This window comes from Plesiomonas shigelloides (assembly GCF_900087055.1).
GTDB classification, from domain to species: domain Bacteria; phylum Pseudomonadota; class Gammaproteobacteria; order Enterobacterales; family CAMTGL01; genus Plesiomonas; species Plesiomonas shigelloides.
This window is the reverse complement of the sequence record NZ_LT575468.1, coordinates 1568560-1585969: the sequence shown is the minus strand read 5'-3', so window position 1 is coordinate 1585969 and position 17410 is coordinate 1568560. Positions and strand designations below refer to the sequence as shown.

At 38.9% G+C, this 17410-nt stretch carries 16 protein-coding genes; 10 read left to right on the top strand and 6 right to left on the bottom strand.

The genetic code is table 11. The features are described from left to right. Positions 1 to 130 precede the first annotated feature (130 nt). Complete coding sequence (locus tag NCTC9997_RS06890; protein ID WP_064977658.1) at positions 131 to 958, bottom strand: hypothetical protein; 828 nt, start codon at positions 956 to 958, stop codon at positions 131 to 133. A 437-nt stretch (positions 959 to 1395) separates the two neighbouring features. Between NCTC9997_RS06890 and NCTC9997_RS06885 the strand changes: the two genes are divergently transcribed. Further along, positions 1396 to 2259 carry a hypothetical protein gene (locus NCTC9997_RS06885; protein WP_064977657.1) on the top strand — a complete coding sequence of 288 codons (864 nt, stop codon included), beginning with the start codon at positions 1396 to 1398 and terminating at the stop codon, positions 2257 to 2259. Positions 2260 to 2564: 305 nt separating this feature from the next. Continuing rightward, on the top strand, positions 2565 to 3227 hold the full coding sequence (locus NCTC9997_RS06880; protein WP_064977656.1) for an NAD(P)H-binding protein: 663 nt from the start codon (positions 2565 to 2567) through the stop codon (positions 3225 to 3227). A 150-nt stretch (positions 3228 to 3377) separates the two neighbouring features. Here the strand turns inward: NCTC9997_RS06880 and NCTC9997_RS06875 are convergent, their stop codons facing one another. After that, the gene (locus tag NCTC9997_RS06875) at positions 3378 to 4220 is read right to left on the bottom strand and encodes a competence protein CoiA family protein (RefSeq protein WP_156669247.1); all 843 of its coding nucleotides are present in this window, start codon (positions 4218 to 4220) and stop codon (positions 3378 to 3380) included. A gap of 311 nt (positions 4221 to 4531) precedes the next feature. Here NCTC9997_RS06875 and NCTC9997_RS06870 point away from each other — a divergent pair, with 311 nt between their 5' ends. The 5 genes from NCTC9997_RS06870 (at position 4532) to NCTC9997_RS06850 (ending at position 8572) form a co-directional block, all read left to right on the top strand. Continuing rightward, positions 4532 to 4996, top strand: coding sequence for a type II toxin-antitoxin system HicB family antitoxin (locus NCTC9997_RS06870; protein ID WP_329601315.1), 465 nt, complete (start codon positions 4532 to 4534; stop codon positions 4994 to 4996). A gap of 384 nt (positions 4997 to 5380) precedes the next feature. Further along, entirely contained in the window at positions 5381 to 5890 is a 510-nt protein-coding gene (locus NCTC9997_RS06865) for a GNAT family N-acetyltransferase (protein ID WP_064977655.1), read from the top strand. Between the two features lie 416 nt (positions 5891 to 6306). Continuing rightward, the gene (locus NCTC9997_RS06860) at positions 6307 to 6735 is read left to right on the top strand and encodes a hypothetical protein (RefSeq protein WP_064977654.1); all 429 of its coding nucleotides are present in this window, start codon (positions 6307 to 6309) and stop codon (positions 6733 to 6735) included. 171 nt (positions 6736 to 6906) lie between these two features. Beyond that, positions 6907 to 7563 (top strand): IS1595-like element ISPsh1 family transposase, encoded by a 657-nt coding sequence (locus tag NCTC9997_RS06855; RefSeq protein WP_064977653.1) that lies wholly within the window; start codon positions 6907 to 6909, stop codon positions 7561 to 7563. A 430-nt stretch (positions 7564 to 7993) separates the two neighbouring features. Further along, positions 7994 to 8572, top strand: coding sequence for a lysozyme inhibitor LprI family protein (locus NCTC9997_RS06850; protein ID WP_064977652.1), 579 nt, complete (start codon positions 7994 to 7996; stop codon positions 8570 to 8572). A 429-nt stretch (positions 8573 to 9001) separates the two neighbouring features. On the opposite strand, the gene NCTC9997_RS06845 is transcribed toward NCTC9997_RS06850, so the two are convergent. Both NCTC9997_RS06845 and NCTC9997_RS06840 read right to left on the bottom strand, forming a co-directional pair. Continuing rightward, positions 9002 to 9238, bottom strand: a complete 237-nt coding sequence (locus tag NCTC9997_RS06845) for an RNA recognition motif domain-containing protein (protein ID WP_071849682.1) — start codon at positions 9236 to 9238, stop codon at positions 9002 to 9004. A gap of 461 nt (positions 9239 to 9699) precedes the next feature. Continuing rightward, a complete protein-coding gene (locus NCTC9997_RS06840; RefSeq protein ID WP_156669246.1) occupies positions 9700 to 10440 on the bottom strand; it encodes a hypothetical protein in 741 nt (246 codons plus the stop codon). Between the two features lie 219 nt (positions 10441 to 10659). Here NCTC9997_RS06840 and NCTC9997_RS06835 point away from each other — a divergent pair, with 219 nt between their 5' ends. From NCTC9997_RS06835 to NCTC9997_RS15220, 3 genes are all read left to right on the top strand, one after another. Then, positions 10660 to 11523, top strand: a complete 864-nt coding sequence (locus tag NCTC9997_RS06835; protein WP_064977650.1) for a hypothetical protein — start codon at positions 10660 to 10662, stop codon at positions 11521 to 11523. A 475-nt stretch (positions 11524 to 11998) separates the two neighbouring features. Further along, the gene (locus tag NCTC9997_RS06830) at positions 11999 to 12292 is read left to right on the top strand and encodes a hypothetical protein (protein ID WP_064977649.1); all 294 of its coding nucleotides are present in this window, start codon (positions 11999 to 12001) and stop codon (positions 12290 to 12292) included. Positions 12293 to 12596: 304 nt separating this feature from the next. Continuing rightward, complete coding sequence (locus tag NCTC9997_RS15220; RefSeq protein ID WP_039044675.1) at positions 12597 to 13058, top strand: hypothetical protein; 462 nt, start codon at positions 12597 to 12599, stop codon at positions 13056 to 13058. A 267-nt stretch (positions 13059 to 13325) separates the two neighbouring features. On the opposite strand, the gene NCTC9997_RS06815 is transcribed toward NCTC9997_RS15220, so the two are convergent. Both NCTC9997_RS06815 and NCTC9997_RS06810 read right to left on the bottom strand, forming a co-directional pair. Then, a complete protein-coding gene (locus tag NCTC9997_RS06815; protein ID WP_039044673.1) occupies positions 13326 to 15071 on the bottom strand; it encodes a P-loop NTPase family protein in 1746 nt (581 codons plus the stop codon). 1459 nt (positions 15072 to 16530) lie between these two features. After that, positions 16531 to 17148 (bottom strand): nucleotidyltransferase family protein, encoded by a 618-nt coding sequence (locus tag NCTC9997_RS06810; RefSeq protein WP_064977648.1) that lies wholly within the window; start codon positions 17146 to 17148, stop codon positions 16531 to 16533. Between the last annotated feature and the right edge of the window lie 262 nt (positions 17149 to 17410).

The window sequence follows — 17410 nt, the reverse complement described above, 5'->3', positions numbered from 1 at the left end:
TAAATGCCTTTCCTGATAACATTTAGCTAAGGGGCATAGCGCAGCACGCCTGCGTGCGCAGCGGTTTGAAATGGGTATAAAATTCACGCAGTGAATGCCCATTTCAAAATGTCCCTGCTTGAGCTTTTTGTTATAACAAAAAGTCACCGCACAACTCACGTAACTGTTGACCAGCAGGCGTATTTACTACATCTTTGAACTGTTCTAAAGCTATATCACCACGATCATTCAATTCTTTAGGTTTAAATATAAAACTTGGGGCATCAGTCAACATGCTAAAGTCTCGCTCACAACTTATCTTCCAATTAGCAATACTTTCCGCACTTATAGGCACTTGAGACACTGGTGTAGACTCGATATTCGTTATTTCTGATTTTAATTTTTCCATCGCTAGATCTTTTGCTATCATACAAGCAGCAGACATTCGAGACGCTGCTTTCTGAGTCACTTGCTCACGAAATAGACTTGTCGCCCACCGTCTACAATCTTCAGCTTGAAGTGCAGCATTAAATGATGCATCAATTAAATCAAAATTTTCCTGATTAAGTTCTTTTATGAAAAGATGCTTATTCTGATTCCAAGACTCATAAGGTAATATTGGAGGAGAGAACTCATTGATAGCAAAATCATTAACTCCACGCTGTTTTTTTGATAGATGTTCTAGTTTTATGCGCTCAATTGAGTCTTGTGCTCCTTTAATTTCCTTGTAAATTGTTGCAGCTAAACGCTGTTTTTCTTCCAGTTTAGTCCTATCACCTATAGCTCGCTCTGCATCTTGTTGCAGCTTAAAAATATAAAGAGCTGAAAGTACTGTGATTAATGGAGCTATACTTGGTAACAATACTTTAGAAAGCTCGACAGCACTACTTTCTAAGGTTCCGAAATAGATAATCACACAACAAATTAACATCACAATGCTTAGCAGAAGCAACGAGACGATGTAGCTCAAATTTTTCATCTAACTGGTACCTCGAAAAAGTTATAACATTTAGCTAAGGGGCATAACGGAGCACGCTTGCGTGCGTAGTGGTTTGAAATGGGCATAAAATTCGCGCAGCGAATGCCCATTTCAAAATGTCCTTGCTTGAGCTTGTTGTTATCATGGAACGAATGCTTACAAAGCAATTTAGCTTTACACTTCCCGACACACAAGCTAACTCCACACCTACAACAAAACCTAAGATTCAAGCATAAGTGTGCAGAAACAATCCCAATCGATCATTTAGCACTCATAGTTCAGCAACAAAACGCAAAACACAATATAGCACAATGCAGTTAACTAGATGACTCAAAGCACATTTAACGTTACTATAAAGAAAGAACCCTGCTTTATGACGTTTTTATTTAGCAGTATTGATAGAGTCGAATAGCTTAAATATTTAATACGGATAATCTATGTCATTAATGAGAATGAATTATGTTAAAAGAGAAATCACAAAATTATCAGGGGTAATTAAAAAATTAATTGAAAACTATCACTCTGATTACAAAGAGTATGATGAAAGGTACTCTAGTGTTAAACGCTCATTTATAGAACGTAAAAATGCAGCGCAAGAAAATAAAAATTTTGATCTTCTGTATGAGATAAATATAGAAGAACGAGAGTTTACAGAGCCTTGTCAAAATCTAAAATCACTTGCGCAGTTTCAAAACGAATTGATGCTTGTAAAACATGTCGCACTAGTAGAAAACATGATTGTCAATTTATTTTGGTGCTTAACTACAATGTATCAACATTCAGAGTATAAGACGCGATACTTTTCCGACGGAATGAATTTCTCAGATAGTTTTGAAGCTGCCAGTAAAATAAATGAAATGACTAATGGTAAAATAGCCTTAAAGAAATATAAGTTCTGGTATTTGTATGAGACCATGAAGACAATACGAAACGTTATCGCTCATGGTGACCCGCTTTTTGTAATAACTCTTAGTCGGGTTAAAAAATTCAATAATGAAATCGATCTTATTCAGTTGAATTCTGAAAAAAATGAATGTGTATACACTATGGATATGTACCCCAGCAAGATTCATCCTTCTTACAATAGTAAGTCTAAATGGTATTGTAGCTTGAAAAATGATTTACATGGATTAATTAAGCTAAATGAAATTTGTTTTATGTTTGTCGAAGATGTAAGAAATTCGTATATTATGTTTGGAAAAGACAATGGGTTGACCACCCATGAAATATACGGTTGCACCCCCATTCATCCACAACGTGTTTTAATGCTAAATAACAAAGAAATCAACATAGCTAAATAATATTTTTCATTTGCCGTAGTGCCCTATTACGGCAATATTACGATTTTATCATTCGCCTGCGATGTGTAGTTAAATGCACTTCCTGATAACATTTAATTAAGGGGCATAACGGAGCACGCTTGCGTGCGCAGTGGTTTGAAATGAGCATAAAATTCGCGTAGCGAATGCTCATTTCAAAATGTCCCTGCTTGAATTTTTTGTTATCACGGAGCCAATGTAGACCAAACAAAATGGATTACCAAAACACTTAGACTGCGCTAACCTTGGTTACAACCAGAACATACAGAATATCAAGGAACACTCAGATGCTACCAAATCGCGATGTGATTACTACAGGAAGTACCGGACTGGTTGGCAGCGAGATCCTCAAACAGCTTTTGAACGACGACACTGTTCGTACAGTATACAGTTTAACGAGACGCAAGCTGAAACTGGATCATCCGAAGCTTGTTCAGCTGGTTGTGAATTTTAAGGACTTACCCGCATTACCTAGCGCAAACGAAGTGTATCTCGCACTTGGAACAACTATCAAAGATGCAGGTAGCAAAGATGCATTTCGTGCAGTGGATTTTGATGCAAACCTCGCCGTAGCAATAGCGGCCCGAAAAGTTGGCGTAGACCGCATAGGAATTGTTAGTGCAATGGGCGCTAACCCAAACTCTGCAGTGTTTTATAGCAGAGTCAAAGGCGAATTAGAGATGGCAGTTGAAAATTTAGGCTTTAAAGGTGTGACCATTGCTCGCCCCTCTATGCTATTAGGTGATCGTGATGCATTGGGCCAACCGAAAAGAAGTAATGAGCATTACAGTCAGCTATTCGCTAATGCATTGATGAGCTTTATTCCTAAAAACTACAAACCCATTACCGCCATTTCTGTAGCAAAATCGTTAGTGAATGCAACCCCAGATACAGTTGGCATGAGAATACTGCTTTCTGGCAAAATGAGAAATTGTAGCCAAGACAATTAACTACGATTATTTCATGCGCCACAGTTCTAAATTCAGCGCGACTCCTGATAACATTTAGTTAAGGGGCATAGCGTAGCGCGCTTGCGTGCGCAGCGGTTTGAAATAGGCATAAGATTCGCGTAGCGAATGCCTATTTCAAAATGTCCCTGTTCAACTTTTTGTTATGCTATTACTTTCATGTTCAACGATGTATACATGAGTATTACATTTTTTGCAGTGACGATCCGCAGGAGAAGTTCCAGACCACATCGCATTGCAGGCCCTACATTCAAATGTTTTATTTTTAGGTTGCGGGATAGAATGAAAACCACCACCAAATGTATCATCAGGCCGCTTTCTCGTACTCAAGTGTGTTGCATTATGATTTTTTTGCGTTGTTTTTCTAGGATGGAAACGCCAACGTTTATTAAATATTTCATTTACGACTAAGTCGAATAGAATGTCAGTTGCCACACCAAATTTATCATTTTCAAGTATATACTTAATTTTACCAATATTTATCTCTAGCACCCCTACTTTCTCACCATTATCAACAGACACTCCTGACGGGAAACCTCTTCCATCATGGCTAAAGAAAACATATAACTGATAGCATCCACTATGAATTAACACATCAAATGTAGTACCGCAAAAAATCGCATTAATCTCAACACTATCAACACTATCAACACTAACCTCTATAGCATCGTCATGTGAACCGTGGAATTCTAATCTCGGCACATTCAATGTTTTAAAAGAATCGGCCAGTTGCTGAGCCATCATTCTGATAGAAGTGAAAAATGAGTATTTGCATAACGAAATTACATTTTCACTCATAGGACCTGTTGGGTCATGCGCAAAGTGCCATCGATTTTTATCGCCTTGCCTCGCAACTAATGACAAATTACACAGCGGGCATATGCAATTACACTTACGGCCATTAGGTACATTAGCAACATCGACAAACATTCCAGTTTTTCGATCAATACCAAATGGGATTAATGTAACAGCCATAACTCCTCCATAAGCATAACATTTAGTTACCGGGGCATAGCGTAGCATGCTTGCATGCGCAGCGGTTTGAAATGGGCATAAAATTCGCGCAGCGAATGCCCATTTCAAAATGTCCCTGTTCAACTTTTTGTTAACCGTATGCCACAAGCTGGATAAGCATGCAGACTAACAGTTACCACAGTAGTACTAACCAATTTGTGACGACTCACAGTTCAATATTCTGCAAGTAAATATGATAACTTCCACAATTGTTGTACCAATTTCACACTTTTATATTTCAACATTGCACACACGGAAAAAAGTAATCAATATTGATTACCAACAATCAAATGTATCTGGAGCAACTCTTGAGGTATCCAGTTGTAATAACAAAAGAAGAAGACGGGTTCTTAGCAACTTTTCCTGATATTCCTGAAGCAATAACTGGTCACGACGACCATAAATCAACATTAGAAATGGCTCTTGATGCTTTACTTACCGCATTCGAATTTTACTTTGAAGATGAACGTATAGTTCCAATGCCTTCTACAGTTGAAGGTTGTGACTTTGTTGAAGTTCCTATTAGTATTTGGGCAAAGATACTTGTATTGAATGCTATGATTGAGAATGAATTATCTCAAACTGAACTTGCTAATATGATGGGAATTCGTAAGCAGGAAATGCAGCGCATTATTAATCTAAAACATGCAACAAAAATAGACACCCTTGCAGCTGCAATGAAGGCAATGGGACGAGCATTCAAGTTGGATGTAAGCACTCTGCCCTCACAGAAGTAATTTAGTGCGACCATACGAGTTAACTTCTAACTAAGGGGCATAACGGAGCATGCTTGCATGCGAAGTGGTTTGACATGGGCGTAAAATTTGCGCAGCAAATGCCCATTTCAAAATGTCCCTGTTGAGTTTTTTGTTAGCCGGAACCCCATGCCCATTAAAACAAGTGTATTGTTCGTTCCATTTACGACCTAACTTAACATTTTGCAATACCCATGCTAGTAGGCATAAGAAATTAAAATGCCAATAACGTTATGATAACCATTACGCTTCGGTTCATGCTTCCGTGCCAATTTCTTACAATCAGTTGCAAACTCACATCAAAACGGAGGTTTACACTGCGCTATTATCGCAAATAACTTGTATTTCCAGCCTAAGGATTCATTTATGTTAATCCGCATTGCGCAGCCCTCAGATGCCGAACAACTTGCCATTCTCGCAGAACGCACCTTCCGAGATACCTTTGCTAGCAGCAATACCCCAGAAGATATGGAGCTTCACTGCCAATCCAGCTACAGCAAAGAGCATCAGCTAAAAGAAATTCAAAATCCAAATTGGATCACGCTAGTTTGCGAATGTGAAAACATGCTTGCTGGATATGCTCAAATGCGTTGGGAGGAGTTTCCTTCATGTGTAGAAGCTAAAACTCCACGTGAAATTCTATGTTTTTATGTTGATAAGCCTTGGCATGGTCATGGTATTGCTCAAGAAATGATGAAGGCTTGCCTAGCTGAACTAAAAAAATGCAATACCGATGTGGTATGGCTTGGTGTATGGGAGCACAATCCACGAGCAATTGCCTTCTATAAGAAATTCGATTTTGTTGAAGTCGGAGAACATATATTTCAACTAGGTGCTGATGCACAACGAGATGTCATCATGATGCGCCACATCTAATCTCATGTAATTCAACTCATCTCTTACAGTATCAAGCATGCCGTAGTGAGCTCCCTACGGCTTATTGCATAATTACATTCGCCTGTGATGCTTGTTAATACCTATTCCGGCTAACATTTAGCTAAGGGGCATAGCGCAGCACGCCTGCGTGCGCAGCGGTTTGAAATGGGCATAAAATTCACGTAGTGAATGCCCATTTCAAAATGTCCCTGCTTGAGCTGTTTGTTATCATGGAACCCCATGCCTGCAAAACAATCAGAGTTGATACACACAACACATGAGCTAACTCGGTTTCAGCAGTTAGAGCCTCTACGCTGTACAGTAGAACTCATTACACTAGATGACACTGCGTGCATACGACGTTACTATACGGAAAGTATTTTGCAAAATAACGCTGTTAAACGAGTGAGTTTGTAATGAAATATACGACGTCAGTATTTGCACTTCTTTCATCGATGATTTTCATGTCATTTCATATAAATGCTCAGACCATTTTTTATTGCGAAACACAGAACAATAAAAAAGTTGAAGTACAGATAGTTGGTGATTTAGTGCAATACCGTTTTGGTACAAAACTATATAAACCGGAGATTGAATTGCTTGTTGCAAGAAAAAACGCTTCAACATTTCAGTGGTTGGGTATTGGTATGAATGAGTATTATGATGTAACAATTCCAAGCGGAGACGTTTTTTATAAGGTGTTTACGTCACAAGAAAGAAGGCCTGAAGGTAAGTCAGAAGCAGGTATTAGTGTTTGGTCAAAAGATAAGTTAATTGCTAAAATATACTGCAACAATGACTCATTGTATGAGATGTTGATTGATATTGACTTACCAAAAGAATAATTTATTTGACAAACACATCAAGAGGATCTGTCAGCGCGTGGCGTCTCTAGTCCGTTGAGCGTGATGGTTTCGGTTGTAGTGTTTGAGCGTATTGGTAGTACGTTGCAGGCCCTTAGGGGATGTCAAAAATAGGGGCTGTCCTAGATAACTAAGATGATCTAGGATTGTTCCATGAGGAAAAGTAGGCTCAGCCAGTACAAACAGGAACGGTTATTTGAGCTATTTATTGCAGGCTCCACTGCTCGTATTGCCGCAGAGCTGGTTGGAGTCCATAGGAACACTGCCGCTTACTATTTTCACCGGCTCAGAGTCCTGATAGCCGAGCACGTTGATAATAACTCTCGGTTTGATGGCGAGATTGAATTGGACGAAAGTTATTTCGGTGGTCATCGTAAAGGCCAGCGTGGCAGAGGTGCAGCTGGAAAAGTGCCTGTTTTCGGGCTTCTCAAACGTGGTGGAAAGGTTTATACCAAGGTCATACCTGACGCTAAATCGCGGACATTACTGCCAATAATTGAGTCAAAAATTTACCCAGATAGCATCGTCTATACCGATAACTTTGCAAGTTACGATGTACTGGATGTGAGCAATTTTAAGCATTACAGGATTAATCACAGCACTCAGTTTGTCGACAACAAAGAGCGGCAAAATCACATCAATGGCATTGAGAATTTTTGGAACCAAGCGAAACGTCATATGCGTAAGTTTAACGGCATTCCTAAGGCTCATTTTGAACTGTACCTGAAGGAGTGTGAGTGGCGATTTAACACACCAAGCGCCAAACAGCAATTAACTATGCTAAAACATATAGTTAAAGGTAAAATTTAAACCTTATCTAGGACAGCCCCCAAAAATATATTTTTCATTCTCTGTAGCACCCTACTACGGCAATATTACGATTCTCTCATGCGCCGAAAATATTAATTAATATCTTTCCTGATAACATTTAGCTAAGGGGCATAGCGTAGCACGCTCGCGTGCGCAGCGGTTTGAAATGGGCGTAAAATTCACGTAGTGAATGCCCATTTCAAAATGTCCCTGCTTGAGCTTCTTGTTATCACGGAACCCGATGCTTGCACAGCAATGACTGCTGATGCATCCAACAAGCAAGCTAACTCTACGCTTAATGCAAACTTCAATACGCAACACCACGCACAAAACATTACATTAGATGACGATGAGTCAATATGGCGTTATTATATAACAACTTTCTGCTTACTCACGCTGTTAGAGCACAGCCCAAATCGAAGTCATACATATGTTCGAAAAAATTTTATTAGTGCTACTTGGGATATTGCTGAGCGCTATTGGCTATCTGATAAAGCGAAAAATTGAAAATAGACCTCAAATAGAATCTCTTGATAAGCATAAGAAACTACTTGACATACATAAACAGATGAATGAACAAGGCATAGATATAGAAGGACTCAAAGAATTAGAAGCCAAGCTGACTGGAAAAGCCGCAGCAATTCAGAGGAATGCTATCGCCCTGCAATCGACATCGGTGCCTCTTATAGGCGAAAACCAAGCGGAAGAAATAACCCAATCGGAATTGAACTCACGTGCAGCACTAAGCTTCGAAAGCGCGAAAGTTAGAATGCATGAAGTATTCTCTCAGCTGGAGAGAAAGGTAGATAGCGTGAAAAGTCAATCATTGATGAATAGTCAAACTGAATGGAATAACTACAGCGTAAGCCAAGCGGAAGCAGCAGCGGCAACCTACCAAGGTGGTAGCATTTATCCTTTAATCTATTTCTCAGAGCTAGAATCATTAACTAATGAAAGAACAGCTCGACTACAAGCAGAGCTTGATGAGTTTATAAGACTGGGGATGTAACACTCTAGCGTCTTGTATATGTCGCTTATTTTACTCCCTAAGAGGAATATTAAATAGCATTCAACAGAACGTTAAAAATATAGTATTTACCATTCGCCGAAGTACACTGCCACTGCAAGATTATGATTCTTACATTCGCCTGAATTTTGATTAAATGCTTTCCTGATAACATTTAGTTAAGGGGCATAGCGTAGCACGCTTGCGTGCGAAGCGGTTTGAAATGGGCATAAAATTCGCATGGCGAATGCCCATTTCAAAATGTCCCTGCTTGAACTTTTTGTTATCACGGAACCGATGCAAGATAGACAATAGTTGATTAGTGCTGAGGAAAATATCCCTAACTGTTATTTATATGGCGCATAATACTAAATGTCAGACAAAGAAAAACCGACATTAACAGTCGGCTTTAATATGGTAATTTGCTTAATTTTACTCTGCTACTTTAACTCGGATTTTACTGCTATCAATAGTAGATTGATTAAGTGCAGTAATTGCGTTTGCCGCTTCTTTTTCGTCTGGCATTTCAACAAATGCAAAACCTTTAGACAAGCCAGTTTCTTGGTCTAAGACCAGAGTACATTCAGTAACTGTACCGTGTGCAGAGAACAACTTGTGGATGTATTGCTCAGTTGTTGAACGAGCAAGATTGCGAACTAAGAGTTTCATAACTGTCCATTGGCTTTGGGATCACAGGTATGATTGTCTCAGCAAAGGAGTGCATGGCAAAGCTATTGTTCACTTCTGCGTTAAAATAGTCATCTGTTACACAGCAGATTCGCGTTTTGAACCACCGACATTGATAATGCGCATCATTATCTTGCCTTGTGCGTGTAGTAGCAGTGGGCACTGGCTAGAAAGCACCTAGCATAAACATGAATGGCATAAATTCACTATCAGATTACTCAAAAAGAAAACTACTACGGCAAGTTAATAATATTCACATTCTCAGAAAATATTAACTAAATGCCCTTCCTGATAACATTTAGCTAAGGGGCATAGCGTAGCACGCTCGCGTGCGCAGCGGTTTGAAATGGGCACAAAATTCACGTAGTGAATGCCCATTTCAAAATGTCCCTGCTTGAGCTTTTTGTTATGATTTTAGGGCACTGACATTCCTAAAAAATAAGTTATTTGCTCTCTTTGACAGTTTTGATTAGCTCTAGAACATTACCATTTATGACATAATAGTTTTTTAGATATTCTCGTGAGTTGCCATCATCAATGCCCTCAGCAACTTTCGATGTAACAACTAATCGGCTATTAAGATTGTACGAGTCAATCCACTCACCAACTCGTAAATCCTCACCTTCTCCATTCTCGTTCTCTTGCCACAAATTATATGCATTAAACGTGGTCTCAACCGCTTGCCCGGTTTTCCTATTCACTAATGCTTCAACGTAGCAACCAGCTCCACCACACCCCCAACCAGTAATAACATACTCACCTGCAATTACTGGTGGTTCAGCCATTGCTTTGCTTAGTCGAGTTGGAAATGTTTTAGATAGTTCTGAGTTTTTTATTAACTTCCCTGCTGGGCCAATATAAGGTGCAGAAGAAGGATAATCTTTGAACTCAGGAATAGCAGAAGACCTCGTAACCTCTGATGAGATTTGAGTATTTTCAGTACTCATTGAGACTGTCGGTTGAAGAACCAGTAAAGCACCAAGAAAAAAAGCCCTCATCATGCAGCTCCATGCATTATTTGATACCCTGTAAAACTGGCTAAAAGGTAACACGATTTGTTGTAGCTTTGAAGAAAACAGCATAGTTCTAATGAAATCATAACATTTAGCTAAGGGGCATAGCGTAGCACGCTTGCGTGCGCAGCGGTTTGAAATGGGCATAAAATTCGCGTAGCGAATGCCCATTTCAAAATGTCCCTGCTTGAGCTGCTTGTTATCACGGAACCGATGCACGAACAGCAATATTTTTTTTCGTACCCAAAATATGAGCTAACTCTACTTTCGCAGTTAAAATCACTACGCAGAACACTACAGAACGTTACATTTAGTGACTCAGAGTACATGCCGCGTTACTATACGGAAAGTCTCCACATAATACGCTGTTAGGCTCTCAGGAGGGTACAAATGAGTGAAACTGCGGGTACGATTATAAAGCTACTGGCAGCCCTTACTTCACCAAAGGCATGTGTTAAGTATATAACAGTTGCAGTGACTTTGTTGATCTCCTGGAAATACCTTGAGCCAGTTATCTCAGAGACTCAAATATCAAAAGAACAATTATCAATTGTCCTGCTCCTTCTTGGCGTAGGGTGTGGCTCACTTGTAGGACAAGCAATATCCTGGGCTGCTGAGTTCTTATGGAAAAAGCATAAGTCAAAAAAAGAAGCGGCGCTTAAACAAGAGATGGAATTAGAAGAAGCCAAGCGTGAAAGAATTGAGAAAGAACAAAATGAAAAGTTGCTATTAACAAAGATTCAAAGTTCGTTTGAGCATCTACATTTCGAACAGAAATCCACTTTAAGAAAATTAACCCTGAAAAATGAAACGCTAGATATGTCTGAGTCAAATAACTCAGCGCTAGAAAAAAATGGATACATTCAAAGACTAGTACATGTCAGGGTTACAGATTACTTGACCCAAATTAATCCCCTGATCAGTGACTTCATTAAAGAGCAATGGTCAGCCGAAAAAGAGTCAAAGGTAAAATCGTTCCTAGAATATAACTATCATGCAGAGAAATTACTTGAGTTACTTGAGGAAAATAATCAGGTCAATGACTTTCTTGTTGATAAAGAAGTTCTGAAAAGCACCTCACGTTACTCAGAGTGTATTCGAGGGCAATATGATGATAGAGAAAATAGTACAGGCTATTGGCTGTGGTTCGAGGACTATCTTTTAGAGGCGTTCGAGAAAAAGACTGGGAAATCCTATGTTGATGAAGCTTTTATATCCTTGCAGAGAATTACTGGCGATGAAGTCACAGCCTAACAAGCGCATGTTGCCGGACTGTTTTTCCGCTGCGCTCCAAACCAGCCACAAATACGGGCGTTAAAGATATAATATTTCCCATTCGCCGTAGTACCCTACTACGGCAAAATTACGATTTTCTCATTCGCCTCAAAAATAGATTAAATGCTTTCCTGATAACATTTAGTTAAGGGGCATAGCGCAGCACGCCTGCGTGCGCAGCGGTTTGAAATGGGCATAAAATTCGCGTAGCGAATGCCCATTTCAAAATGTCCCTGCTTGAACTTTTTGTTATCATGGAGCCAATGCTCACACTGCAATGTGTATTGCGTAACCCAAACATGAGCCAACTCTGCTTTCGCAGTTAAAATCACTACATAGCACACTACAGAACGTTATATCTGATGACTCAAAGTACATGCCGCGTTACTATACGGAAAGTTTCCGCATAATACGCTGTTAGGTGTTCATGTTTACAATATAGGAAAGGTTCACTATGTATTATTTCGATGATGTTGTTGAGGAAGTTATAAATGGTAAGTTTTATGCCGTTATCATTTATTCTGAAACTTCAAGTAGGTATGTAATGGCTGATGATGTAGTTATTGAAACATCAATTAGTGGTTTCGAGGGTATTCAATTAACCATAAAGTGCCTTCCAAATAAGTATAGTTATCGTGGAGAACTGCACTCCGAAGAAGAAATGAAGAGGTTGTCTGATAAAATCATGAAGATTGCACATGAAGTAGACTGGAAGAACAATAGTATTCATAGCCCGTACAACACCTAACAAACTGTTAAAGAGAGATTCGCAACGCATGGCATTTTTACTATGCATTGGTTTTAGTGTTTAAGGTGGTATGCAGCGGCTTTGGTATTGCGTTGCTCACCCCTTAACAGGGCGTTAAAGATATAATATTCCACATTTGTCGTAGTACCCTACTACGGCAATATTAATATTCTCTCATACGCCGTAAAAATTAATTAAATGCCTTTCCTGATAACATTTAGCTAAGGTATAGATGACGCAGAATAAATTTATCGTTACTATATGGAACATTTAAACCATTAATGCTTTAGCTGATGAGAGTAAAATGTTAGTTCGTAATTTGAAAATCCATGATTTTGATGACTTTGTAAGAAAAATGCGTGGCTTAGTATTTCATGCCACCACACTAGAAAATTATGAGTCCATATTATCTTCCGGTGGATTGCTCGCCAATTTGGATGGTTCACGCAGTTCGGTGTTTGGTAACTCAAACGGTTTCTTTCGATTACGTTCTTGCGTATCGTTTTTTGATTATCGCAATTTAGGCGATAAGAAAGTATATCAACACTTGTACAAATGCATTCCGACTAATATTGCTCAAAAGTACACTACAATGGCTGTGTTAGTCCTTTCAAAGGATGCATACCCAAACCTACAATCCTGGACGGCGTGGGAAAAGGAAGAAGCATACACACTAAAAGTGGTACCCAGAATCGAAATTGGATATCCAGAGTTTGTACCGATGAGTAGTATCAATGAAGTACTAATAGTAAGTTTTATCAGCTAAATAATGGCTGTGGTGCGAAAGGAAAAAACTCAGTAGTCATTTCGCACCAACTTATTCTCGGCTACAGCAATTTATTAATTTTACATTCGAAGAAAGTATAGATTAAATGACTCTCCTGATAACATTTAGTTAAGGGGCATAGCGTAGCACGCTTGCGTGCGTAGCGGTTTGAAATGGGCGTAAAATTCGCGTAGCGAATGCCCATTTCAAAATGTCCCTGCTTTAACTTTTTGTTAAACATTTACTTAAAAATTTATTAGTAAAGTTTCATTCCATTTTAGTGAGCGCATCAGACAAGCAACATTTTATTGTATACAGAAGTGCTTTTTTTCTATCATACGTTAACTTATCAATCCACAATTGCAACTCATTAATTATATTACGAATTGATTCATTTTCTACGGACAAAAAACTTCCAATGTTATCAGGCCGATACCTAAGAGAGAGGAATGAAGAAAATTCAAATACATCAAGACATGTCCAATTTTTTAATGCCATGATTGTATTATTACATCCAAGCATATTAAAAATCGGAGTAACCCTTCCATTCCGCGTCAATTCAGGGGAAACTTTTGACCAAGACTCAATGAAATCAGAAACAAATTTTTCATCATTTTTGCATTCCATAAAATCTATCAATTCTCTTCTTTTAATCTTATAGATATCACTTATTTCTTCATTGGAAAAACCTGTCACAAATGAATATGGTTCATTATAAGAGTTATAGTGCATAGGCAAGAAGTTATCTACATCTAATTCCCTGCATAATGATAATAGACTCTCTTTCGTATAAGAACATTTATTATACATGCTGTTTTCAATGATAGTATAATATGTATTAATTACTTGAAATGCTTTAGAGAGATCTTTTTCCTCATTAATATTATTGATATATTCCTCCAATGCAACGACTCCATTACGAAACTCGCTTTCATCAAGATTGTATTGAAGATAATCAGAAAGCATACATTCTAAAATACTCTTATTTTTCGGCAAAGATAACTCCGAAACTATGTCATCGAATCCAAGTTTATCATTGCAACAATAATCTAGGAGAGGTATGTTTACAAATCCACTTATTATTTTTTCAAGTTCATCCATTCTTTCATTAGTTTCAATAGATGTTTTTGAAACTTTTTTTACAGCTTTATTTAGACCATAAGCATCGACATTTATAATCTCTTGCTTAGAGTACCCAGCCTCATAAATAGCGTAGCAAATCCTTATCAATTTGGGCAGAATAGACTTATAAGCTGCAATTTTAGGAACGTCATTAAGCTCGCTTACAATCTCATGAATCTTGCTGAATTTGTGCGCAACCCTTCGCAATACACGAATATTGCTCATTTCCAATAATGAAATCTCAGAAAGAATTATGTCAAACACCTCATCTTCGAAATCATTACCAAACTCTTTCTTTATCACCTCAACCATTGCCAGACGAGTTGATTTAAAGTTAAGTTTATTTACAAACACCTTTTCAATATCTGATATCACATCTGATGGCATAGCCATATCGTTACTTAACACAACAAACTTTATTTTCTTATTATCAGCAAGGTCAAAAATATCGCCAATTATGTTTTTTATCAATACGAAATTAGCTACTCGCTCTAAATCATCAAGTATAAAGATACAATTGCTTATTTTTGCATATAACTGTTGTTTACAAATACTTGCAAGCCCACTAAGAACAGGTCCAGCCCCTTTCACACCTTTGCTTTGAGCTACCATATCAAGTAATGGCATAGCACTTTTTAACAATCCCGCAGCACTATCACTTGACGAGTAAGCCAATGACATTATTTTGTCCCTAAAGTCATCAATACCAGACACGCCATACAATGATAAATAATGCACACCACAGTCAAACTCTTCAATTAATCTTTCAATCAGAATCTCTTTGGCAAAATATGTTTTCCCTGATCCCCAGACTCCATTGATGAGTAATGTTGGCAGAAAAGAATCGTCAGAAAGAGCCTCTGTGATCTTATCACATAAATTTTCATGCATATTCACACCATCCTAGAATGAGTTTGCTCAAATATGTTTAACATTTAATTAAGGGGCATAACGGAGCACGCCTGCGTGCGCAGTGATTTGAAATGGGCATAAAATTCGCGCAGCGAATGCCCATTTCAAAATGTCCCTGCTTGAATTTCTTGTTATCTGAAACCCCAAGGTTGCTAAAAGCAGAGTTTTGCCGACCAACGTAACAGCCTTAAGTAAAAGCAGTTTTCCTCGGCGAGCCTAAACTTACCCGATTCTACTGATGATTGATCACGTGACTCGCCCATTCGGCTTAGATTGTGCAAAAGAACACTGATTTTGTGCAACCACACACCATGTTAACAGCAGGAAAGAATACAATTTTCCAGTTTCCGCAAACAATGCTATGCCCGACCTCCCCGCAACAGCAGAACCAACTGACGGGAAAGAAAGCCGGATTACATTCGCCTATACCGCTGAAACTACAACGCACTCATTCGCCAACTATATTCAAGAATGGAATGAATACGATATTTACGTAAATAGCACAGTAGCCAAGACAACTAGACCATTCGACTCTTAAGCTAAACCGAAGAAAGAATACAATTGCGCCGCGAAAATCAGCTTGGCTACGGCCTGAAATTTAAACCACGAAAGCCTATTAAATTCGCCTTTCAGATAACACTTAGTTACCGAGCATAGCGTAGCACGCTTGCGTGCGCAGCGATTTGAAATGGGCATAGAATTCGCGTAGCGAATGCCCATTTCAAAATGTCCCTGCTTGAATTTTTTGTTATCTGAAACCCCAAGGTTGCTAAAAGCAGAGTTTTGCCGACCAACACAACAACCTTAAGTAAAAGCGATTTTGCTCGGCGAGCACTGTACTTACCCAATTCTACCGATGAATTTCTACGTGGCTCGACCGTTAAGCTTCAATTGTGCGTTAACGCACTGATTTTGTGCGGCTAAAAGCCATGCATGCAACAGGAAAGAATACAATTTTTCAGTTGCATCAAGTCATGCTATACCAAAACTACCGGTTGCAGCAGAACCAACTGACTGGAAAGAAAACGGGATTGCACTCACCTACGCCGCCGCAACTGCAACGTGCCCATACGCCTACAATGCTCAAGAATGGAAAGAATGCGGAAGTTCTGTGAACACTGAATGTGCATAGACAACTTGGCCGGACTCCGCTGATCACGCTACAGGAAAGAATGCGATATTCGCGCTAGGCAAATGTAGCCAAGGCAATTCCCCCATTCGCCCCTCAAGCTAAATCGAAGAAAGAATACAATTGTACCGCGAAACTAATTTGGCTACGGCCTGAAATTTAAACCACGAAAGCCTATTAAATTCGCCTTTCAGATAACATTTAGTTACCGGGGCATAGCGGAGCATGTTTGCATGCGCAGCGGTTTGAAATGGGTATAAAATTCGCGTAGCGAATGCCCATTTCAAAATGTCCCTGCTTAACTTTTTGTTATGCGCGCAGGACTTGGTTTGATACTCGATTAAGGCATTCAATATCAAGCGGATTCTTATACATTAAGCAAAACAACTCATATAGCTCTGAATCATGTTTTTCCAAATACCGAAGGGCTTTCTTATGCCCGAAAAACCACTTACCTCTTACCTCAAAATAGATGCTTAATAATTCAAACTGTAGCCATGTTCGTCTGTAGTGCCCATCAACATCGTCGACTGATGCACGCCTAAGCATTTTATCTATCCATGCAGAAAGATGCACAAGCTCCTCCTCTGACATGGCCTTCCTACCCTCACCTATTTTTGTTTTAATTTCATTAAGATAGGAGGACGCTAACTTGTACTCATCAACCAAGATTACCCCATCACTAAACCTGAAAACTGATTCTGTGATGTTAGACATATGATCAGTAGGATAAATCCAAGCATCAAGGTATACATCATGAAAATTACGAGCATCTTTTACCTCTGTTTTAACATGCTCGGAAAAACAAACAATATCTATATCACTTGTTTCAGACTCTTCATTTCTAGCGCGTGAGCCATACAAAATAATTGTATGAGGTGAGTATTTTTCTTTTAAATCAAAAATGACATGTTCAAGTAGCAGCATGATACAACACCATCCCTGGCTATGTGCAAAAGTTAGCTTACATTATATTTTTATGAACAAAATTACACGCTAAACACAAACAAAGTTGTTAATAACCTCCAGAACTAAAATTTGAAGTAGATGTGTTTTCAAGATTTTTAAAGCGCATAACATTTAGCTAAGGGGCATAGCGTAGCACGCTTGCGGGCGCAGCGGTTTGAAATGGGTATAAAATTCGCGCAGCGAATGCCCATTTCAAAATGTCCCTGCTTGAGCTGCTTGT